This window comes from Pseudomonas sp. RGM2987, from assembly GCF_022952855.1.
GTDB lineage: Bacteria > Pseudomonadota > Gammaproteobacteria > Pseudomonadales > Pseudomonadaceae > Aquipseudomonas.
Genome location: NZ_JALJDX010000175.1, coordinates 20,476 through 41,177 on the forward strand (window position 1 = coordinate 20,476; position 20,702 = coordinate 41,177).

At 61.7% G+C, this 20,702-nt stretch carries 20 protein-coding genes and 4 tRNA genes; 5 read left to right on the forward strand and 19 right to left on the reverse strand.

Going from position 1 to position 20,702, the window contains the following annotated elements:
- Positions 1-24 precede the first annotated feature (24 nt).
- Together RGM2987_RS09795 and RGM2987_RS09800 are read left to right on the forward strand one after the other, a co-directional pair.
- Positions 25-738 carry a tetratricopeptide repeat protein gene (locus tag RGM2987_RS09795; RefSeq protein ID WP_245140239.1) on the forward strand — a complete coding sequence of 238 codons (714 nt, stop codon included), beginning with the start codon at positions 25-27 and terminating at the stop codon, positions 736-738.
- Positions 739-757: 19 nt separating this feature from the next.
- Positions 758-1,027 (forward strand): DUF3613 domain-containing protein, encoded by a 270-nt coding sequence (locus tag RGM2987_RS09800; protein WP_245140241.1) that lies wholly within the window; start codon positions 758-760, stop codon positions 1,025-1,027.
- 387 nt (positions 1,028-1,414) lie between these two features.
- Here the strand turns inward: RGM2987_RS09800 and RGM2987_RS09805 are convergent, their stop codons facing one another.
- From RGM2987_RS09805 to RGM2987_RS09860, 12 genes are all read right to left on the reverse strand, one after another.
- Entirely contained in the window at positions 1,415-2,380 is a 966-nt protein-coding gene (locus RGM2987_RS09805) for a type II secretion system F family protein (protein WP_245140243.1), read from the reverse strand.
- A 27-nt stretch (positions 2,381-2,407) separates the two neighbouring features.
- Positions 2,408-3,394, reverse strand: coding sequence for a type II secretion system F family protein (locus tag RGM2987_RS09810; protein ID WP_245140245.1), 987 nt, complete (start codon positions 3,392-3,394; stop codon positions 2,408-2,410).
- Complete coding sequence (locus RGM2987_RS09815; protein WP_245140248.1) at positions 3,391-4,827, reverse strand: CpaF family protein; 1,437 nt, start codon at positions 4,825-4,827, stop codon at positions 3,391-3,393. Before RGM2987_RS09815 ends, RGM2987_RS09810 begins: the two co-directional genes overlap by 4 nt.
- Before the next feature lie 3 nt (positions 4,828-4,830).
- The gene (locus RGM2987_RS09820; protein ID WP_245140250.1) at positions 4,831-6,051 is read right to left on the reverse strand and encodes an AAA family ATPase; all 1,221 of its coding nucleotides are present in this window, start codon (positions 6,049-6,051) and stop codon (positions 4,831-4,833) included.
- Positions 6,045-6,539: a TadE/TadG family type IV pilus assembly protein gene (locus RGM2987_RS09825; RefSeq protein ID WP_245140252.1), complete on the reverse strand. Its 495-nt coding sequence runs from the start codon at positions 6,537-6,539 to the stop codon at positions 6,045-6,047. Before RGM2987_RS09825 ends, RGM2987_RS09820 begins: the two co-directional genes overlap by 7 nt.
- On the reverse strand, positions 6,539-7,018 hold the full coding sequence (locus RGM2987_RS09830) for a TadE/TadG family type IV pilus assembly protein (protein ID WP_245140255.1): 480 nt from the start codon (positions 7,016-7,018) through the stop codon (positions 6,539-6,541). The genes RGM2987_RS09825 and RGM2987_RS09830 overlap by 1 nt, the downstream gene beginning before the upstream one ends.
- A gap of 8 nt (positions 7,019-7,026) precedes the next feature.
- Positions 7,027-8,364 (reverse strand): pilus assembly protein TadG-related protein, encoded by a 1,338-nt coding sequence (locus tag RGM2987_RS09835; protein WP_245140257.1) that lies wholly within the window; start codon positions 8,362-8,364, stop codon positions 7,027-7,029.
- A gap of 73 nt (positions 8,365-8,437) precedes the next feature.
- Positions 8,438-9,256, reverse strand: coding sequence for a Flp pilus assembly protein CpaB (gene cpaB, locus RGM2987_RS09840; protein ID WP_245140259.1), 819 nt, complete (start codon positions 9,254-9,256; stop codon positions 8,438-8,440).
- 15 nt (positions 9,257-9,271) lie between these two features.
- Positions 9,272-10,600, reverse strand: coding sequence for an AAA family ATPase (locus RGM2987_RS09845; protein ID WP_245140261.1), 1,329 nt, complete (start codon positions 10,598-10,600; stop codon positions 9,272-9,274).
- A 2-nt stretch (positions 10,601-10,602) separates the two neighbouring features.
- Positions 10,603-11,133, reverse strand: coding sequence for a prepilin peptidase (locus RGM2987_RS09850; protein WP_245140263.1), 531 nt, complete (start codon positions 11,131-11,133; stop codon positions 10,603-10,605).
- Positions 11,134-11,270: 137 nt separating this feature from the next.
- The gene (locus RGM2987_RS09855; RefSeq protein WP_245140266.1) at positions 11,271-11,459 is read right to left on the reverse strand and encodes a Flp family type IVb pilin; all 189 of its coding nucleotides are present in this window, start codon (positions 11,457-11,459) and stop codon (positions 11,271-11,273) included.
- A 135-nt stretch (positions 11,460-11,594) separates the two neighbouring features.
- Positions 11,595-11,786: a pilus assembly protein PilA gene (locus RGM2987_RS09860; RefSeq protein WP_042729935.1), complete on the reverse strand. Its 192-nt coding sequence runs from the start codon at positions 11,784-11,786 to the stop codon at positions 11,595-11,597.
- A gap of 279 nt (positions 11,787-12,065) precedes the next feature.
- Here RGM2987_RS09860 and RGM2987_RS09865 point away from each other — a divergent pair, with 279 nt between their 5' ends.
- The gene (locus tag RGM2987_RS09865) at positions 12,066-12,935 is read left to right on the forward strand and encodes a DNA-binding response regulator (RefSeq protein WP_245140268.1); all 870 of its coding nucleotides are present in this window, start codon (positions 12,066-12,068) and stop codon (positions 12,933-12,935) included.
- Between the two features lie 57 nt (positions 12,936-12,992).
- Here RGM2987_RS09865 and RGM2987_RS09870 read toward each other — a convergent pair.
- The 4 genes from RGM2987_RS09870 to RGM2987_RS09885 all read right to left on the reverse strand — a co-directional run bounded on the left by RGM2987_RS09870 (position 12,993) and on the right by RGM2987_RS09885 (position 13,406).
- A tRNA-Gly gene (locus tag RGM2987_RS09870) sits at positions 12,993-13,068 on the reverse strand.
- 3 nt (positions 13,069-13,071) lie between these two features.
- Positions 13,072-13,147 (reverse strand) — tRNA-Glu (locus RGM2987_RS09875).
- Between the two features lie 105 nt (positions 13,148-13,252).
- Positions 13,253-13,328: transfer RNA gene (locus tag RGM2987_RS09880), tRNA-Gly, on the reverse strand.
- 2 nt (positions 13,329-13,330) lie between these two features.
- Positions 13,331-13,406 (reverse strand) — tRNA-Glu (locus tag RGM2987_RS09885).
- Between the two features lie 360 nt (positions 13,407-13,766).
- Between RGM2987_RS09885 and RGM2987_RS09890 the strand changes: the two genes are divergently transcribed.
- The gene (locus RGM2987_RS09890) at positions 13,767-14,525 is read left to right on the forward strand and encodes a hypothetical protein (protein WP_245140270.1); all 759 of its coding nucleotides are present in this window, start codon (positions 13,767-13,769) and stop codon (positions 14,523-14,525) included.
- A 267-nt stretch (positions 14,526-14,792) separates the two neighbouring features.
- Here RGM2987_RS09890 and RGM2987_RS09895 read toward each other — a convergent pair whose 3' ends face one another.
- From RGM2987_RS09895 to RGM2987_RS09905, 3 genes are all read right to left on the reverse strand, one after another.
- The gene (locus tag RGM2987_RS09895; RefSeq protein ID WP_245140272.1) at positions 14,793-16,760 is read right to left on the reverse strand and encodes a methyl-accepting chemotaxis protein; all 1,968 of its coding nucleotides are present in this window, start codon (positions 16,758-16,760) and stop codon (positions 14,793-14,795) included.
- 110 nt (positions 16,761-16,870) lie between these two features.
- On the reverse strand, positions 16,871-18,268 hold the full coding sequence (locus tag RGM2987_RS09900; RefSeq protein WP_245140276.1) for a PLP-dependent aminotransferase family protein: 1,398 nt from the start codon (positions 18,266-18,268) through the stop codon (positions 16,871-16,873).
- 387 nt (positions 18,269-18,655) lie between these two features.
- Positions 18,656-19,417 carry an SDR family oxidoreductase gene (locus RGM2987_RS09905; protein WP_245140279.1) on the reverse strand — a complete coding sequence of 254 codons (762 nt, stop codon included), beginning with the start codon at positions 19,415-19,417 and terminating at the stop codon, positions 18,656-18,658.
- A 225-nt stretch (positions 19,418-19,642) separates the two neighbouring features.
- Between RGM2987_RS09905 and RGM2987_RS09910 the strand changes: the two genes are divergently transcribed.
- A complete protein-coding gene (locus tag RGM2987_RS09910; protein ID WP_245140281.1) occupies positions 19,643-20,647 on the forward strand; it encodes an NADP-dependent oxidoreductase in 1,005 nt (334 codons plus the stop codon).
- The last annotated feature ends 55 nt before the right edge of the window (positions 20,648-20,702 follow it).

A 20,702-nucleotide genomic window follows, 5' to 3' on the forward strand; every position in this document is an offset into this window, starting at 1 on the left:
CCATCCGCAGCCAGGGGATCTTCAATGAAAGCAGTGATCGCAATAACGGCGACGTTGATGCTCGCCGGATGTGCCAGCCATGGCGGGGTGGCCTCACGCCCGGCCAGTTGCGCCAAAGCCAGCGCCGATCAGGAGCTGGCCCTGAACATGGCCGATGACATGGCCAACGAGGGGCGGTTATACGCCAGTCTGGCGAACCTCGAAGGCCTGCCCGAGGATCTGGTCCAGGTGCGCTTGCGCAAGGCCAAGGTGATGCGGCTGATGGGCCGAAGCGAGGCGGAACCGTTGTACAAGAGCCTGCTGGGGACCTGCCTGGCTGCCGACGGAGAACATGGCCTGGGTCAGTTGGCCGCAGCCCGGAATGACTATGGCACGGCCGCGGACCATCTGGAGCGTGCAGCAAAAATGGCCCCTACCGAGGGGAAAATCCGCAATGACCTGGGGGTCGTGTACCTCAATCAGCGACGCATTCCGCAAGCGCGTTTCGAATTCATGACTGCCATGGAGCTGCAGCAGGCCGATGCGCTGGCCGCGCTCAACATGGTGACGCTGCTGCTCTACCAGGATAACTGGAAGCAGGCCGCCGAGCTGGCCAGCATGGCCAAGCTGAACCCCCAACAGATTGCCGATGCCCGGGCCCGTGCGGAAAAAATCCGGGGCACGACCGATAACGCCATGACGTCGCAAGCGAACCGCCTGACCGAGGTAGTCGATGCCTCCTCCGGCACGGTCAAATAGAGCTAGAGGAGTCCAAGAGATGAAAACCAAACAGCTGATGATCATGTGCCTGGCCGGCCTGTCCTCCAGCGCCTGGGCAATCGAACCTGGCCCCGCCTCGTCGGCGCAGCAAGGCACCGAAAGTTGGATGCAGTTGCAGATTCGCGGCGTAGTGGCTTCCACCAACCTGCAAACCGCCTCGGCCGCCGAACGCGAACTCGCGATGCAACGCTGGCTCAATAGCTTCACCTACCCGATCCCGGAATACTTCAATCAGGATACCGGTGGGGAAATTACCAATAGCAAATAAGCCATCCGTGTAAAAACGATCGTCCGGAAGCGCAGCCGCTTTCGGACGATTTTTTGTGTCTGTCACCAGCTCACCAGCACATTCCTGTGGCGAGGGAGCTCGCTCCCGCTCGGGTGCGCAGCAGCTGCAAAAAAAGCGGGGCCGCTACGCAGCCCAGCGGGAGCAAGCTCCCTCGCCACGGGGTTGAGGTCTGCCCCAAAAGCGGTGTCAAAGCATCGACCTTCGCGGTAAGAGGATTTGGGGGTTGCAGGGTTTCAGCGGACTTACCGCAACCAACGTGGCGAGGGAGCTGGCTCCCGCTCGGCAGCGCAGCAGCCGCAAAAATCCGGACCGCTACGCTACCAGGCGGGAGCAAGCTCCCTCGCCACAGGTTGAAAACGCGCTTGCTTACATATTCCCGAACGCCCTGAACACACCAATCATGGCCGGGCCGATGGCGACCAGGAAGAAGCTCGGCCACAGGCAGAAAATCAGCGGGAAGATCAGTTTGGTGCCGATTTTCGCGCCCATCTCCTCCGCCGCCTGGGTACGCCGGTCACGGAACTCGTCGGCGTAGATGCGCAGGGTGTCGGCCACGCTGGTGCCGAAGCGGATGCTCTGGGCCAACAGGCTCACCAGACCCTGGATGTCCTCCAGCCCGGTGCGCACGGCCAATTGGCGAAGTGCATCGGTGCTGGTAATGCCGGCGCGGATCTGCGCATTGACCAGCGCCAGTTCCTCGGCCAGCTCCACGTGACTGACCGACATTTCTTCGGCCACTCGTTCAATGGTAGTCGGCAGCGCCAGGCCCGATTCGACGCACACCACCATCAGGTCCAGCGCGTCAGGAAATGCCGCCCGCAACCGGCCTTGGCGCGCCTGTTTGCGCTTGCCGACGTACAGCGACGGCAGCAGCCAGCCGATGCCGGCGACCATGGTCACGGCCAGCAGAACGATGATCCCGGAGACCTTGATCATCGGCAGCAACAGCACCGTGATGCCGAGCAGCGACAGCGGCAGCATCAGGCGCACGGCCCAGTAGACCTGCACCGCCGAAGCGGAACGGTAGCCGGCATGCGTCAACAAGGTCTGGGTGGCCGATGCCCGGGTCGGGTCGCTCGAGGCAAAGCGCTGGCCGACCCGCTCCAGCAACAGTTGTAGGTTACCCGGCGCCTCCTGCCCCGCCGAGCTGCCGGAATAGCCCCGTTTGATCAACGCCAGGCGGCGCTGCACCGGGTCCTGCAAACCCAACATCAACAACAGTACGGCGGCCGCCGCCAGTACGGTACTCAAACCGATCGAGGCGACAAACAGCAGGCGTGCCAATTCCTCGTTCCCGGTAAAGCGACTGAACAACCCGAGCAAAAAATCCATGATCGATACCTCGCGGCAGGACAGCGTTCAGACCTGGATCCGGATGATCCTGCGTATCCAGAAAATCCCCATCAACATGGCGCAGAAAGCGCCGATGATCAGCTTGTGGCCGATGGGGTCGTTGATCAGCACCGGCATGTAGCTGGGGCTGGTGAGGACGATGGCGATCGCCAGCACGAAGGGAATCGCCACCAGCACCCAGGCCGACATCCGCCCTTCTGCCGACAGCGTGCGGACCTTGCGCTGGAAGCGGAAGCGCCCGCGAATCAAGCGGCTGAGACGCTCCAGCACTTCCGTCAGGTTGCCGCCGGTTTCGCGGTGGATCAGGATCGAAGTCACCAGCATCATCACCGTCATGCTCGGCATGCGCTCCAACAGGCCGAGCATGGCCCGCCGCACGTCATTGCCATAGTTGATGTCGGCGAAGGTCAGGCCGAATTCGTGGGCCACCGGGCCTTTGTGTTCATCGGCCACCAAGCGCAGGGTTTCGTTGAACGGATGGCCGGCGCGCAACGCCCGGCACATGGCGTCCAACGCATCGGGCAGGCCTTCTTCGAACGCAGCGAAGCGTTTGCTGCGGTCACGCAGGATTTTCAGCACCGGCATCCAGAACGCCGCAAATGCCGCGGCCAGGGCCATCCACCAGACCGGCGAAACCATCAGCACCAGGGCGGCGGCCGCTACGCTCAGGACCAGGCCGAGCAGCATCACCCGATAAGCCCGGTATTCATGGCCGGCCTGCTCGATGAGTTGGTTCAGGTTGGCCATGAACGGCAACTGCTCGAGGCGCGCTTCCAGTGGCGAGAGGCGTGTCAGGTATTTCTGGCGCAACACCGTCTGCATGTTGGGCAGATGGTTGGCGCGCTCCAGTACATGCAGGCGCCCGCGGATACGCTTGCGCATCTTGCCGGCCTCGCCGAACACCGGCACCACCACGCCCTGGGACAACAGGAAGACGGCGATGAACACCATGCCCAGGAAAATCAGGATGAACTCAGCGGGGATATTATTCATGACTGCTTGGCCTCCATCCATTCAGGACGAAACAGGCTCAGCGGCAACTCGATCCCGCGCTTGGCCAGCACATCGCGAAACGCCGGGATCATGCCGCTGGGCCGGTAGTCGCCGAGCACCTCGCCGTGCTCGCCGAGGCCATGGCGCACGAATGAGAAAATCTCAGTCATGGTGATGACCTCCCCTTCCATGCCATTGATCTCCTGCATGCTCACCACCCGACGCTTGCCGTCTTCTTGGCGCTCCAGCTGAATCACCACATCGATGGCCGAGGCAATTTGTTGACGCATGGCCTTGATCGGAAAAGTCGCGCCGGTCATCGACACCATGTTCTCGATTCGCCCCAGGGCATCCCGGGCAGTGTTGGCGTGGATGGTGGTCAGGGAACCGTCGTGACCGGTGTTCATCGCCGTGAGCATGTCCAGCGCCTCAGCGCCGCGCACTTCGCCGATGACAATGCGATCCGGGCGCATCCGCAGGCTGTTGCGCACCAGTTCGCGCTGGCTGACCTCGCCGCGCCCCTCGATGTTCGAAGGTCGGGTTTCCAGGCGTACCACGTGGGGCTGCTGCAGTTGCAGTTCGGCCGAGTCCTCGATGGTGACGATGCGCTCGTTATGGGGAATGAAGCTCGACAACACATTGAGCATGGTGGTCTTGCCGCTGCCGGTCCCGCCGGAAATCAGCACGTTCAGGCGCCCGCGGACAATGGCCTTGAGCAACAAGGCAATGGCCGGGGTCATGGTGCCGACCTGGATCAGGCTGTCGGTGTTGAGCAGGTCCACGGCGAAGCGGCGGATCGACATGCTCGGGCCGTCGATGGCCAGCGGCGGGATGATCGCGTTGACCCGCGAACCGTCCTTGAGCCGGGCGTCCACCAGCGGCGAAGACTCATCGATGCGCCGCCCCAGGCTGGAGACGATGCGATCGATGATGTTCAGCAGGTGCTGGTCATCGCGAAAACGCACATCGGTGCGCTGCAGTTTGCCGAAGCGCTCGACGTACACCGAGGCAAAGCCGTTGACCAGGATGTCCGACACGCTATGGTCGGCCAGCAACGGCTCCAATGGGCCCAGGCCGAGCACCTCGTCGGTGATCTGCTTGATGATCAACTGACGGCTGGCGGAACTGACCGGCGCCGAGTGTTCGTCGAGCAGGCGCTGGCATATGTCGCGAATCTGCCGTGCGGCTTCGACTTGTTCGAGGGAATCGAGCAGCGACAGGTCCATGACCTTGAGCAACTGCTGATAGATTTTTTCCCGCCACTCGGCTTCCACCGGGGTGACCTGGGTCCGGGTCTCGTAGGGCACATCCGGGATGGCCTGTTCCCAAGCCATCAGTTCTTCTGTCGGGTCCGCCAGGCTATCGCCATGCTGGGCGACCGCGGAAGGTTTACCGGGCTGTTTGCGCAAGCGGTTGCGAAAGTCGCTGATCATGGGTCATCCCCCGAAGAAACGGTTGAAGGTGCGTTTGAACAAGCCGTTGTTCTTGGCCATCCGGTGACCGACCAGGTCTTCGGTCAAATCGCGCAACGCGGCGGTGATCGCCGCCTTCGGCGCATGCAGCCCCAACGGCACGCCAGTGTTCTGACTCTGGCTGACCAGGTTGAAGTCATTGGGTAAGCGGGACAGGTTCGCGCAGCGCAGGGCCTCGCCGATGTCCTTGAGGCTGATCGCGGCGGCTTTGTCATAGCGGTTGACCACGATCTGTAGCTGGTCCCCGCGCACGCCCAGGTCTTCGCGCAGGATCCGCACCAGGGCGCTGGCATCGCGCAGGTGGCTGACGCTTTGCTGCACCACCACGTAGACCCTGTCCACCTGCTCCAGCACCGAGCCGGTGAGGTGGTCGATCTGCCGCGGCAGGTCCACCACCACCCAGTCGTAACTGGCGCGGGCCAGTTGCAACAGAGTGTCAAGCTGTTCGGGTTGGGCGTCCTGGGGCAGGCACAGCTCGCCGGCCCGACCGCCCAGCACATGCAAGGTCGGGCTGAAGTGGCTGCAAAATCCGCGCAGAGCCATGCTGTCCATGTCCTCGACCTGTTGCAGCACTTCCAGATGGCTGTGGGTTTGCGCCACGTCCAGGTAATGGGTCACGCTGCCAAACTGCAGGTCCATGTCCAACAGCAACGTGTTGCCCGCCCGGGCGCTGAGCTGCTGGGCCAGGTTGCACGCCACCAGGGTTGCCCCGGAGCCGCCCTTGGCGCCGACCACCGCGACCAGTTTGCCTTCGCTGCCATTGCCCAGGCGAACCTCCGCCACTAGGCGATTGAGAGCCGCCACCAGTTCCGTGTCAGCGATGGGTTCGGGCAGCACATCCCGGGCCCCGGCCTGCATCGCCAGGCGCATGCCTTCCTGCTCGCCCAGCGGTCCGCAGACCAACATCGGCGGACGCTCATGGGCTGGACGTTGCAGCAGCGCCGCCAATTCCTCGCGCCACAGATGGCTGACCCGCAACAACAGCAGATCGGGCATCCGCTCCAGGCCGTAGAGCGGGTCGACATGGCCGTTGCTCACCAGACGCGTGCTGACTTCCAGGCACGGCATGCGCTGGCAGACGCATTGCAAGTCACGCAATGCGCTGGCGTCGCGGCTGCTGATCAACAACCGCAACCCGCTTTTGCCGGTGACGGTCGCAAGAGGCGTTTCCCTGGTGTTCAGCATGGTGTGATCTCCGCAGAATCGGAATGACGCCCAAGGCTTTCGCGAGGCAAGGTGGCCCGGAAGGCGGGCAAGGTAATGGGTACGCCCAGGCCTGGGATGAACAGATTGAAAACGTAGTTCTGCACGCTCAGCTGGACATAGCGCACGGCCCGGAAACCGGTGGCGCTGACCGTGTCGGCAGGATTGGCCACCACGGCGCCATTGGCATCCAGATAGGTCAGGGCCAGGTTGGTGGTCGCCAGGTTGCTGATCAACTGGCTGGTGCCGGCGTCGGTCGCGGCATTGAAGATGGCCCGGCGCAACACCACCGGATCATTGATGTTGCACACTGCCGCCAGGCGCGCGCCGCGCCGTGCCGCTTCATCCAGGGCATTGGCAGTGAAGTACAAGCGGCCCATTTCCATCACGCCGAACAGCAGGATGAACACCAGCAGCCCCACGAAGGAAAACTCGACGATGTAGGTACCGCGCATGTGTTTATTGTTCATCACAGCGCCCTCATGACAGTGCTCGCCACTAGCTGGATACCCAGCGGAATGGCATTGCCGAAAAATCCGGGGATCGCCCCACCACAGTTGCCCGCGCCGATCACCGGGCAAAAGGTGTAGGTAATAGTCACCCGTACGTGATCGGTGCCGACTGCCGCGACCTGCACGTTCGCTGTCGTCAGCCCCGAGATCACGGCGCTGCCGGCCTGGCTGGGCACGCCGTACACCGCGACGTTTTTCGTCTGGGTCTGTAGCGTGTTGCTCAGGGAAATGCCACCCAGTGTCGAGTTCCAGGCCTGGCTGGCGACATAGCGGTCGGCATCACGGCTGGCCTGCAACAGCACGTTGTACTGGTAGAGCATCCGGCCGAACTCACCGAAGGCCAGCAGCAACAGCAGCAGCATCGGCAGCACCAGGGTGAACTCCACCAGTGCGACGCCGCGCTGGGCCTGAGGGGGATTGAACCGGGCAGGTTTCATGAGGCCTCCTACGAGTCGGTACTCGGATTGCCGCTGCCGTTGAGATAGGTTTTGTAGAGCTGGATGATTTGCGGGCCGGAGTCGCTGGACGGCGTCGGGCCGGGGACGTTGTCGCCCTCGCACTCCTTGACGAACTGGCCGAAGATCAGCGAATCCGAGCCCCCGCCATCTACCGGTTGCACGACGAAATAGCAGCCGAACCCCAACACCGGAATCAAAGTCGAGCCACCCTGCTTGCCGGTGCAGTTGCCCACTACGATTTTCAGCATCCGGCGTTCGAAGACCCCGTTGCTCTGGCAACCACTGGCGCCTCCCGCCACGCAGGCGGCGACCTGGGTCCGCCAGTCGTTGTAGTCCTTGATCGCTTCACCGCCGGCCGAAAGATCCCCATTACTCGACGTGACGGGCTTGCCTTTGTACTTTGCCTGGGCCAGTGCATCGTCGTAGGTCATCGCTGGCGTGCTCGACGAGGTCACCAGGTCAGGCGGGTAATCGGAGGAGTTGAGCGGACCGTTGTAGACCCCAAAGCGCGTATTCAAGCCCTGGGAGGTCGGCCCGGCCTTGTTGCCCGGCGCGGTCTGGACGTTATCGCCGACACTGCGGCAGACCGAACCACCGCCCGCCAGGTCCTCACGGACCGCGCTGCCGCCAGAGCCGAAATCCAGCAACTGGAAATTGCCAGGACCGATGGGCGATGAATTACCCGCTGCGGTCTTCAGGACCTGCAAATCACCGAACTGAAAGCCCCAGAAGTTTCCGGCGCCTGGGTTGTATTGAGTGGGATCACCACAAACCATCAACGGCGACAGGTCACAGGGGGAAGTGGGGCTCGGGCCGGCGGTGGCCATCGCTGCAACCTGCTTTGCCCCCAAACCGGCGCTGCCCACCGTCTGCACGAAGCTCCAGAAAAAACCGTTCAGTTGATAACTGGAAACGGTAACCCGCACGTATTTGGCATCGGTCGGGCCCGGGTAGGAGAACGGACCATAGACACTGCTGGATAACTCCACCGCGGCGAACGCGCCCGGGTTGCCGGCAATTGCTGTGGACAGTTCCATATTGCCCGTAGCCTGAGCATTCTTGGTCAGGGTATCCAGGGCCGCCGTGCGGGTCGTGCTGGCCATGTTGATGCCGCCGCTGACTTGGCTCAGGGTCTTGGCACCGCTCAGGGCCGCCGCGTCCACGGCGTTCTGCACGCGGGTCTTGTTCAGCAGCATGTGCCCGCCGTCCAGGGCCAGCGCCGCCATCATGGCAATCGCCACCAACGCGATGACCATCAACACACTCACCGCCCCTCCCTGGCGCTGAGGCACCCCGAAGGGCTGCCGAATACTGGGATTCATCATCACGTCCTCGTTGACTGACGTTGAGGATCGACTGCGTCATCGCCTGGGAGGCGAGGGATTTTTTTTGCGCCCGTTAGCGCAGGTTGATCACGCTGCGTTCGATGCCGCGGATCACCGTGACCGAACCACCGTCCTGCGCCTTGGCGACGCGTTGCACCACAGGTCTTGGCACGGGAGCAGCAGCCATCGTGATCACCGGTGCGGGCGCTGCCGGCGTGGCTATCACGGCTTTCTTCTCCAGATTCAAGGGATTGCGCAGCGCCAGTTGCAGCTTGCCTTCGGTCTGCGCGGTGACCAGCGCTTCCGCTTCGCTGGCTGACATCTCCAGGGTCACGGCCCGCACCACCACCGGCTGGGTCTTGTCGGTGCCGGCGGTCTGGTCGACGGCCAGCACCCGCAGGTTCTCGAGGATGGTCCGCGACACGGCATTGTTACTGCCGGCGGCAGTGGTCTTGGTCGCCAGCACATCGACCCGGTTACCCGGCAGCAGGAACCCGCCGACCCCCACCACGTCGTCCACCCGCACCGATATGGCACGCTTGTCGGGCGCGATCAGCGAGGCCAGGGTGCTGCCCCCCAGGTGCTCGCTCAATCGCGCACTGCGCACGATGTCACCGCGCAGGATGTCGAACGTGGCGATCTTGCCCACCGCCTGTTCAGTGGAGTCGAAAGCGTCGTCCGGAATCGTGTCCATCGGCATGCGCAGGGTCGCGACCTGCTGGGCCTCGACCATCTGCCCGAAGGGGATTTCCACCGTCGCCACCACCACGCTTCGAAGGTGATCGTCGGGGGTCGCGTTCAGTCGCGCGCTCAGCCAGGAGTCAGCCATCCATGCGGCACCAAGGCCCATTACCAAGGAAACGCCAATCAGCGAAAGCGTACGAGAGCTCATGTCGGTATCTCCGAATCAAAGAAAGTCGAGCTGAACGAAGTAGTTGTGCCAGGCCCATTCCAGCTCTTGCGGCAACAGCGGCCCGGAGCCGCCCAGGTAACGCTGGCGATCGAGCGCCATGTTCAACAGGTCACGGGGATGGCAAGGCACCAGCGGCATGCCTTCGCCGGCATACAAACGCTGCAATACGTAGCGCAACAGCAGCGGATCAAACGCAATGCCCAGGCGTTCGCACTCCTGGCGCCAGATGCGTTCGTACTCTTCGGGCTTGAGGTAGCCGAACTGCACCTTGTAGCCGATGCGCCGCAGGAACGCCTCGTCGGCCAGTTCCAGGGGATTGAGGTTGGTGGAAAACACCAGGATCAGGTCGAACGGCAGTTCGCAGTGCCGGCCGCCGCCCAGGTTGATGAAATCGCGTTTCTCTTCCATAGGCACGATCCAGCGGTTGAGCAGCTCGGCCGGTGCCATGCGCTGGCGCCCCATGTCGTCGATGATGAACAGGCCGTTGCTGGCCTTGAGCTGCAACGCGGCCTGGTACTGCCGGGTGAAAGGGTCGTAGCGCACGTCCAGTTGTTCCATGTTCAACTCACCGCCGGTGATGACGATGGGACGCTTGCAGCACAGCAGTCGGCGGTCGATGCCTTCATTGAGCATCAGGTTGTTGGTCTGGCTGTTATCGTCCAGGCGCTGGTGCACCTGGGGGTCGTAGATTTCGATCACCGACTCGTTGATGACAATGGCGTGAGGCACCCAGATCGCCTCGGCAAACAGCCGGATCAGCCGGCTGCTGACGTAGGTCTTGCCGGTGCCCGCCGGGCCGTAAATCATGATCGCCCGGCCGGAATTCAGCGCTACGCCCAACTGGTCGAGCATGCCCTGGGTCAGTACCACGCCGGCCAGGGCACGGTTCATGTCGGTGGCGGTGACGCGGCCATGGTGAATGGTCTGGATCTTGATCAGCGAACGATAGGTGCTCACCGGGAACGGCGCGGCGCCGATGTAGCCGCTGCGAGCCAGGGCGTCACGGGCGAAACTGCGACCGCGTTCGGTCAGGCCGTAGCGCAGCGCCTGCACACTCGCCTGGCCGATCTGGCCGAGCACTTCGACGCGTCCGTCCTTGCGCAGGAACGCCAGGACTTCCTCCAGCACCGCGCCGGTCAGCGCCAGGCGATCCACCAGCCGGGGCATGTCCAGCACACCGGCGTCGTGCAGGTGCTTGCACACCAGTTCGCCGAGAAAACTGTCGGTCAGGCCGGTGTCGCGGATGGTGCACGGCTGCGGCGCCAGGCGTTGGACGGCATCCCGTTCGCTGGGATAGGCATCGCTATCGTTGATGACGTGCATGACTAGCCTCCCAAGCCGCCGGCAACCAGCTGCCAGTAGACGCTGTTCAACGTGCCGATCAGGATCGCAATCGAATAAGGAAAAGGTTTACCGGCCACTTCATCCGAAGTGGGCGCCAGATAGGCCTGGGCCCGCACGATCAGCCAGTAACGCCCGAGGGTTTGCAGCAGTTGTCCACGGGCCAGGACAATCAGGAAACCGCACACGCCGCCGGCGATCAGGCTGAACAGGGCCGCCCACAGCGCGTAGTGAAACGGGAGGAAACTGCCGACCATGGTCATCAACTTGACGTCACCGGCTGCCATGCCGCCTACCGCGTACATGGGCAGGAACAGCGCGAAGCAGATCAGCATGCCCGACAGGCTGTCGCCCAGTCCGCTGATGCCGCCGATATAAACCTGGCTAGCCAGGCCCATGGCAAGCCCCAGCAGGACCAGTATGTTGGGAATGCGGTGGCGAAGCAGATCGCTCACCACCGCTACGCCAAGCAGTCCCAGCAGTAGTAACGTCGACAACAGCAGTTCCATGGACATGACGCGTCTCCCTAGTGTGATGATCGTTAGCAGGCGACACTGCAACCGAGCGAAACCTATCAAGAAGTTATCCGGATCTTTATTATCAAAACCGGCGCCTCAACAGGCTTCAACGCACTTCTGAGCAACAATGACTGTCAGCACGCAGCGCCTTTGACGGCGGCACAAAGTGCAGTGATCCGGTCATTCACAGCACCGCCCAACAGAACGAACATGGCGGCAACCGCTACGGTGATCAGGCCACCGGCTACGGCATATTCCACAATGGTCAGGCCATCTTCTTTGGCGAACTTACTGATCGAAGTTCTAATTATTTGAAGCGTCATGTCAGCTACCTCACTTCAATCGCAAACATCGTGAGAAATAACAACGTAAAACCCATTAAGAAGTTATCGAGCTTTCAAGGACTGACGAGAACCAATACGTCAATGGGTTTCACCGCACTTCTGCCGAAACTGCTGTCAGCAAGCCGCACCTTTCACCGCTGCACACAGTGCGGTTATCTTGGTGTTCACAGCACTGCCCAGCAGGATGAACATCGCGGCGACCGCAACCGTAATCAACCCACCGGCCACGGCGTATTCCACTATGGTCAGACCGTCTTCATCTTTGGCGAACTTCAGTACCGAAGCCTTGATTGTTTGAAGAGTCATTTCGCACACCTCATCGGGGTTGTTTTCTCAAGGGGCAGAACATTGCGAACTGCCTGATGCAACCCTAGTCAGGAGGCGGTCATTGCCGTTAGGAGGATTTTGCACATCCCTAGGATTATTTTGCGTGATTGCCAGCCATGGGTTGCCCGCACCCATACGCCCTTTGCGGGGACATCGCGCTAACGGCGGTTTTTCTTATAAAAATTTATTCAGCGAACTGATAGCACATTGGCAATACTGCTAGCTAAAGGGCAGAAAGAACCGCTGGGTAGTCGTCCTATGACACCAAATCAGACTGGAAAGCCAAGGCTGTTGTGGTTCGACCTGACTCATGATCAGTCCACGAAGGAACTCGCTTCCCAGTTCGAGGACACTTGCGACTGTTCCCTGGCCAAGAACGCCATGCTGCCCGATGGACAGCAGGTCGACATGATCTGCATCCATTTCGATCGCCCGGACACCCCGGGCCTGCGCCGGCTACTGGAAATCAAACGCACCGTCCCGGCCACCCCGATCACCATGTTTACGGTGCAGCACTCCGAAGAACTGGCGGTCTGGGCCATGCGCTCCAGCGTCTGGGAATACATGGTGCTCCCGCTCTCGCCCCCTGAGCGCAAGCGCTACCTGACGGCCGTGGTGCAACTGTGCGAGCTGCGCCGCAACGCCAGGGGCCAGGGCAAGACCTCGCAGATCGACCACTCCCCGACGCTGCCGGACAGTATCCGTCTCACTTCCGGACACCAGAAGCACCAGGCCCTCAACCACATCATGCTGTACATCGATCAGCATTTTCGCGACAGCATCGATCAGCGGGACCTGGCCAAGCGCTGCGGCATGACGACGTTTCGCTTCAGCCGCCTGTTCAAGGAAGCCAATGGGCTGGGCTTCACCGACTACGTGTTGAACAAACGCATGAGCTTTGCCAAGGAACTGCTCGACAACAGCCAGATGCCCATTACCAGCATCGGCTACGAGGCCGGCTTCAAGGACCCGTCCTACTTCGCCCGCGCCTTCAAGCAGTACGCCGGCTGCACCCCCAGCGAACACCGTTCGGCACAACAGATGCGCACGGCGACGCCCGCGCAAGCGATACCGGATGAGGCGAGCATGGAAGCGATTGAGAACCTGGTGCACAGCCTTGAGGGTTGAAGCGGCTTTTCACGCGCATAAAAAAACGCCGCTCAATGAGCGGCGTTTTTTTGAATTTGGAGCGGGAAACGAGACTCGAACTCGCGACCCCGACCTTGGCAAGGTCGTGCTCTACCAACTGAGCTATTCCCGCAAATGGCGTCCCCTAGGGGACTCGAACCCCTGTTACCGCCGTGAAAGGGCGGTGTCCTAGGCCACTAGACGAAGGGGACACGCTGCCCGGAACACATGGTGTGTGTTCCAGTGCCCAGATCCGTATCCGAAGATGGCGGTTCTGGTTTCACTCAGCCCTGCCCGAAGGCAACGCTGTTTAAAACTGGAGCGGGAAACGAGACTCGAACTCGCGACCCCGACCTTGGCAAGGTCGTGCTCTACCAACTGAGCTATTCCCGCATTGGCGTCCCCTAGGGGACTCGAACCCCTGTTACCGCCGTGAAAGGGCGGTGTCCTAGGCCACTAGACGAAGGGGACACACGTACAACATTCACTCCCTACCGCGTTTCGCTGAGTGCTTTACGCTGTAAGTGGCGCGCATTCTATGGATGGATTGGAGGGTCGTCAACCCCCAGATATAAATTTATTTAAATCAATGACTTCGCCCGGTTTGCAGGCGATTCACAGATTTTCCTCGCCCGGTCTCTGGCGCCTATATTCTGTCGCCCGCCAAGACGTTATAGTCGCCCCTAGAAATAGTGGCAATGTGCATCCATCTGGCGCTACAGCCCATAAACAGCGCGACGCCCGTCTAATCGGCCTATGCTCCTAATAGCCTAGCCACTACACTCATGACATGCGTACCCCAATAAAGAGGTCTTACCGGTGACACCACTCATGATCACCCTGCTCGTCGTAGCCGGGATCGCACTGTTGATCGCCATTGGCTACATGAACCATGTGGTGGAAAACAACAAGCTGGAAAAGGTCCGCACCAAGGTCGAACTCAACGATCGTATACGTCGCTGTGGCGAACTCACCGAGACCTTCCCCGGGCAGTTGATGACACCTGCCCTGAAGCTGCTGATGACGCGCCTGGAGATGAACGCCTGCCAGCGTTTGCTGAATCTGGATAAAGGCAATACTGCGGTCAAGGCACGCCTGGACGAGTTGAGCGCGCTGGCCGCCCAGGGCGAGTCGATTCCGGTAGGCAACCCAGCCGCTCCGATCCTGACCGAAGCCAAGGCCAAGGACGTGCGGTTCCTGCTCGAGGCCCTGCACGGCCAGATCACCCGCGCGGCCCAGGACGGTTTCCTGCCGCCCAACGAAGCCAAGCGCTGGATCCGCGAAGTGCGGCACATCCTGGTGCTGCTGCACATCGAGTTCTTCAACAACCTTGGCCAGCAGTCCTTGCAACAGGAACAGCCGGGTCAGGCCCGCCTGGCGTTCGAACGCGGCGTTCAGTACCTGCGCAAGCAGCAGGAACCCCAGGCCTACGCCGAGCAACTGGCCTACCTGGAAAAACTCCTGGCCCGTGCCAACGCGATGGTCCTGGCCAGCACCCAGCCGGTCGAAGGCGAAGTCAACCAGTTGACCGAAGGCTTGAAGGAAGACGAAATAAACGACGAGTGGAAGAAGAAGAAGGTTTACGACTGATACGGCGCTACCCTGTGACGGTAGAGCTTCTGTGGCGAGGGAGCTTGCTCCCGCTGGGCCGGTCCGACGCCTCGGGCGCAGCAGCCCCAAGAAAATCCCCTCCTCAACCTGACCCACCGCGCCATCAGGTTTCAGGGGCGCTACACGCCCCAGCGGGAGCAAGCTCCCTCGCCACGAGTTCTGTGTAGCCCCCAGGAGCCTCACCGAAGTACGCTCCTATATCTCCGGCTTGCAAAGCTGCCTTGTGGTGAATCCGCAATCGCGGGCTCACAACCTGAAATGCCCCACCATTCCCTTCAGCTCAACTCCCAACTGCGCCAGCTCGATGCTCGACGCGGCGTTGCCGCGCATTGCCAGGGACGATTGATCGGCGCTGGCGCGGATGCTGGTGACGCTGCGGTTGATTTCTTCGGCCACTGAGCTCTGCTGCTCGGCCGCCGCCGCGATCTGTTGGTTCATCTGCTGGATCAACGACACCGCCGCCGCAATGCTGCCCAAGGCACTTTCGGTCTGCAAGGCATCGCTGACCGCCATCTTCACCAGCTCGCCACTGCCTTGTATCTGCTGCACGGAGGCCTGGGCCGCCGCGCGCAAGGCGCTGACCAACCGCTCAATCTCCTCGGTGGACTGTTGCGTACGCTTGGCCAGGGCCCGCACTTCATCGGCCACCACCGCAAAGCCCCTGCCCTGCTCCCCGGCCCGGGCCGCCTCGATGGCGGCATTGAGTGCCAGCAGGTTGGTTTGCTCGGCCACGCTCTTGATGACGCTCAGCACCGTGCCGATGTTCTGGATCTCGGCGCTGAGGCTTTCGATGCTGGTACTGGCCGACGTGGCCGAGTCGGCCAATTGCTCGATGCGCGCCATGCTCTGGCGCACCACCTGCTGGCCACTTTCTACTTTATCGTCGGCGGTCTGGGCCGCCTGGGCCGCTTCCTCGGCATTGCGCGCCACGTCGTGCACGGTGGCGGTCATCTGGTTCATGGCCGTGGCGACCTGTTCGGTTTCCTCTTTCTGGCTGCTCACTTCCAGGTTGGTCTGCTCCGTCACAGCCGACAGCGATTGGGCCGAATTGGCCAGTTGTTCGATACCTGCCTGCAAGCCGCTGACAATGCCGCTCAAGCCCGCGCCCATCTGTTGCATCGCCAGCATCAACTGACCGATCTCGTCCCGCCGCGTCACTTCGATCGTGGCGCTCAAGTCGCCCGCGGCAATTCGCTGGGCCACGCGAATCACGCTACGCAACGGTGCCACGATCAGCCGGGTAATGACCCAGGCGGCGATCAATCCCACCAGCAGCGCCAGGGCCGACGATCCGATAATCAGCAGTGAGTTCTTTTTCAACTCGGTCTGCATGGCCTGGTCTTCGGCGGCGTAGGCCTGGTCAACCCGATCCACCACCTGGGCAGCCCGCTCGTGCAGTTGTTGGTAGACGGTTTTTTCCTTGGCCAACAGGCCGGTGTATTCAGCCAACTGCTGGTTGAAACCGCCGATGTGCCCGGCCACTTCGTTGAGCACGGTCTGGTAACCCGGGTCCTTGACGGTAGTCTTGAGGACTTCGGCCTGCTTCATGGCCTGTTCGGCCTGTTCGATGTTGCCTTCGGCCGCTCCCTCGACGCTGCCTTTGCGGCTCTGGTCCAAGCGGACCCGGGCTTCGTTCATGGCCTGTAGCATCAGCCGCGACACCTCGCTGACCTGATTGGCCTGCTCGATGAACTCGGCGCCTTCCTTGCCTTCGGTGTCCTTCAAGGTATAGGCACCGTCGTCCGCCAGTCCTGCCTGCAATACATCCAGGTTATTAGCCACGCTGGACACCGACCAACTGGCCATTTCCAAGGCCAGATCCTTGCTCTGGCTCAGCCCGACAAATTCGTCGAACGCCTTGCGATAAGCCGCCAGCGCCTGCTCCACATCGTTCATCACCGGGACATTGGCGGCCGACTGAGCCTTGAGTTCTCCGGCCTGGGCAACCAGTTGGTCGACACCCTGGCGCAGGGCATCGGCGGTCTTGGGGTCCGAGCGCGAGGCGAATTCCTGTTCCAGCAGCCGGACCTTGAGCAGACCGCTGTTGAGCGCAGACATCTGCTTCAACCCCTCGAAGCGTTGGCTGATGGTCTGCAGGGACCAGACGCCGATGGCCGCGACCACAGCGGTCAACAGCAGCACCAGGACAAACCCGATACCCAGTTTCTTTGCCATACCCAGGTTGGCAAAACGTCCTTGAACGGCCGAATTCATTGCGCTCAGTCCTCTGCCAGTGTGTGTTGTTCGCAGATTCGCAACGAGACGCCCTGCAACACAAGATGCTGGCGTCGGAATAATGGCAAAAAGCTACAGCCTCGTCGTTTTCAGAACGCTTGAGGTCGATCCAAGGCCGCGGCCCGGAAAAACGCCTGGGCCCTTGGATCGCGGGCATACGCCACGTTGATCCGCAGCCAGTCGCTGTCGGCCCCTGACGGGCTGAAAGCGGTACGCGAAGACAGCAGCACGCCGAACCGCTTGGCCAGGCGCTGCAATCCAGCGTAGTCACATAATGGCGGGCGTGCCCAGATAAAGAGCCCGCCAGCGGGCTTGCCGAAAACCTCCCAGTCGGCGTCTTCCAACACTTGCAACACCGACGCCATATCGACGCCCAGGCGTTGGCGCTGGCGCTGGACCAGCTTGCGGTAGGCACCGTTGGCCAGGAGGCTGGCGAGGACCGACTCGCAGAACCGCGAGCCGCCCATGCTGGTAACCCCCTTGACCTCGCTCAAGCGTGCAACGATGGGGGGCGGCGCCGCGATGAAACCGACTCGCAACGAGCTGCTCAGGGTCTTCGAAAAACTGCCCAGGTAGATCACCTCGGGGTCCAGCGCCGCCAGCCGGGTGCGCGTTGAACTTTGGAAATCGGCATAGACGTCATCTTCGATCACCCGCACGGCGTGTCGCCTGGTCAGTTCCAGCAACCGCTGGGCCACCGCCGGAGCGAGGCTGCTGCCGGTCGGGTTGTGACAGGCGCTGTTGATGAACAGGGCACTGGGTCGGCGAGTCGCCAGCAGGTTTTGTAGCACCTCGACATCCGGGCCGCGCGGGGTCCTGGGTAATTCGAGCATTTCGATCCTGTGCAGCCTGAGCAGATCGAACAGGTTCGGATAGCCGGGGCTTTCCACCACCACGCAGGATCCCGGCGGCAGCAGGGTCCGCACGATCAGGTCCAGGCCCTGGGTAGCCCCGGTGGTGGTCAGGATCTGGTTTTTGTCGACTTCGATATTGAGTTGCTTCAGGCGCCTGGACAGTTGCTCGCGCAGGACTGGCAGGCCCAACGGCGTGCTGTAGTTGAACAGCCCCGCCATATCGGTGCGCGTGACCTGGCGGATCGCATAGCCCAGGTCATCGCTTTCACGCCAACTCTCCGGCAACCCACCATCCCCCAGCTTCAACTCCCATGGCGAGCTGTCATCCAGGTCGCTGCGGTGCAGGTGAGCGTCCTTGCGTCGACTGTCGTGGGTAGACGCAAGCTCGGGCGAAGGGGGTGGCGCGACGAAAAAGCTCGAACCGTGGCGGGACGCAAGCAGTCCTTGAGCCACCAGGCGCTCACATGCCTCATTGACACTGGACTGGCTGAGCAGGTTGTCTCGTGCCAGTTGCCGAATGGAGGGCAGACGAGTCCCTGGCTGTACTGCGCCCTGTCGGATCCATCCGATCAGGGCGTCGACGATTTGCTGCACGACTGGCACCAGGGCCTGTCGGTCGATTCTCAATTCCATGAGCAACCAAACTCCTAAGCATTTGTTTTATTTCCGGAAACAGTTAAGCACAGGCTGTCCCGGGACGATGTACGTGAACGTCGCCAAAACCGCCGTTTTTCAAGCTTTGAAACACAATGGCGGGCCGATCGGGAGGAGGTGCGCACGCCCAAGAAAAAGCCCGCAACCAGGGCGCAATGCTGTTCACTTAAGGTTTATCACTTGTCGTGGCGAGGGAGCTTGCTCCCGCTGGGCCGGTCCGCGTTCGGGCATAGCAGCCCCAAAAAGCTTGGGACCGCTGCGCGCTCCAGCGGGAGCAAGCTCCCTCGCCACGGGCGGTGACGTCCTTAAGTGAACAGCATTACGCAACCAGGGCGGGCTTGTCCTACAACTTGAGGGCGAGTTTCCTCAGAACGCTGTCACCCCACCATCCACCGCCAGGGAGTGGCCGGTGGTAAATGCTGCCCCATCGCTGCACAGGTACAACACCGCGCTGGCGATCTCCTCGACCTTGCCGATCCGCCCGACCGGATGCATGGCGTTGGCGAACTCGCCTTTCTTCGGATCCGACTCATAAGCGCGTCGGAACATGTCGGTGTCGATCACCGCGGGGCACACCGCGTTCACGCGGATTTTCTTCTTGGCGTATTCAATGGCGGCCGACTTGGTCAGGCCGATCACCGCATGTTTGGAGGCGGCATAAATACTCATCTTCGGCGCCGCTCCCAGGCCAGCCACCGAGGCCGTATTGACGATGGCGCCGCCGCCCTGGGCCAGCAGTAATGGCAACTGGTATTTCATGCACAGCCAGACGCCCTTCACATTGACGCCCATGATCGCGTCGAACTCGTCGAGGGTGCCATCGGCCAGCTTGCCCTTTTCGATCTCGATCCCGGCGTTGTTGAACGCGTAATCCAGGCGACCGTAGGCATTGATCACTTCGTTCATCAGGTTCTGCACGTCGGTTTCCAGCGTCACGTTGCAACGCACGAACACCGCCTCACCGCCCGCGTCGCGAATCGATTGCACCGTGCCCTCGCCGCCTGCGGCGTCGAGGTCGGCCACCACGACTTTCAGGCCTTCTGCCGCAAACGCCTGGGCGGTGGCGCGGCCAATGCCAGCGGCGGCGCCCGTCACCAGGGCGACCTGTCCGGAAAACGTCATGCTCATTGTCAGTTCCTCGAAGAATGCGGGATCGGCGCAGTGTAGCCACAGCCCCGGGCAGCGCGGCAGCACTATCCAGATGCCGGTTAAGGGTTCATGGGCGCCGGTGATAACGGCCTGGTAGGCACTATCACTGCGTTGGATCGGCGTGCATTCGCTGTGACGGCAAAACCTTGCAGCAAGCACGTCGAAGGTCTATCAACAAAGCTTCATTCATCTTGAGTGCCAGCCATGACTGCCCAGACCAATCGCCAGTTCCTGCTCGCCAAGCGCCCGGTGGGCGCCGCGACCCGCGAGACTTTCACGTATCAGCAGGTCCCGGTCGGCGAACCGGCCACCGGCCAGATCCTGGTGAAGAACGAGTACCTGTCCCTGGACCCGGCCATGCGCGGCTGGATGAACGAGGGCAAGTCCTATATCCCGCCGGTAGGCATCGGTGAGGTGATGCGGGCCTTGGGTGTCGGCCAGGTGATTGCATCGAACAACCCGGGATTCGCGGTGGGGGACTACGTCAACGGTGCGTTGGGCGTGCAGGATTTTTTCCTGGGTGAGCCAAGAGGCTTCTACAAGGTCGATCCGAAACTGGCACCACTGCCACGTTACTTATCCGCGCTGGGCATGACCGGCATGACCGCCTATTTCGCACTGCTGGATGTCGGCGCGCCCAAGGCCGGCGAGACCGTGGTGCTGTCGGGCGCCGCAGGTGCAGTGGGCAGCATCGCCGGGCAGATCGCCAAGCTCAAAGGCTGCCGCGTGGTGGGCATCGCCGGTGGGGCCGACAAATGCAAGTTCCTGGTCGACGAACTGGGCTTCGACGGCGCCATCGACTACAAGAACGAAGACGTCCAGGCCGGACTCAAGCGTGAATGCCCCAAGGGCGTGGACGTGTATTTCGATAACGTCGGCGGCGACATCCTGGATGCCGTGCTCAGCCGCCTGGCCCTCAAGGCTCGCGTGGTGATTTGTGGCGCCATCAGCCAGTACAACAACAAGGAAGCGGTCAAAGGCCCGGCCAACTACCTGTCGCTCCTGGTCAACCGGGCACGCATGGAAGGCTTCGTGGTGATGGACTACGCCTCGCAGTTCGCCGCCGCCGGGCAGGAAATGGCCGGTTGGATGGCCAAGGGGCAGCTCAAGAGCAAGGAAGACATTGTCGAGGGGTTGGAGACGTTTCCCGAGACATTGACCAAATTGTTCAGCGGGGAGAATTTCGGGAAGCTGGTGCTCAAGGTCTGACACATAGCACTTGTGGGAGCGGGCTTGCTCGCGAATGCGGTAGATCAGTCGACTT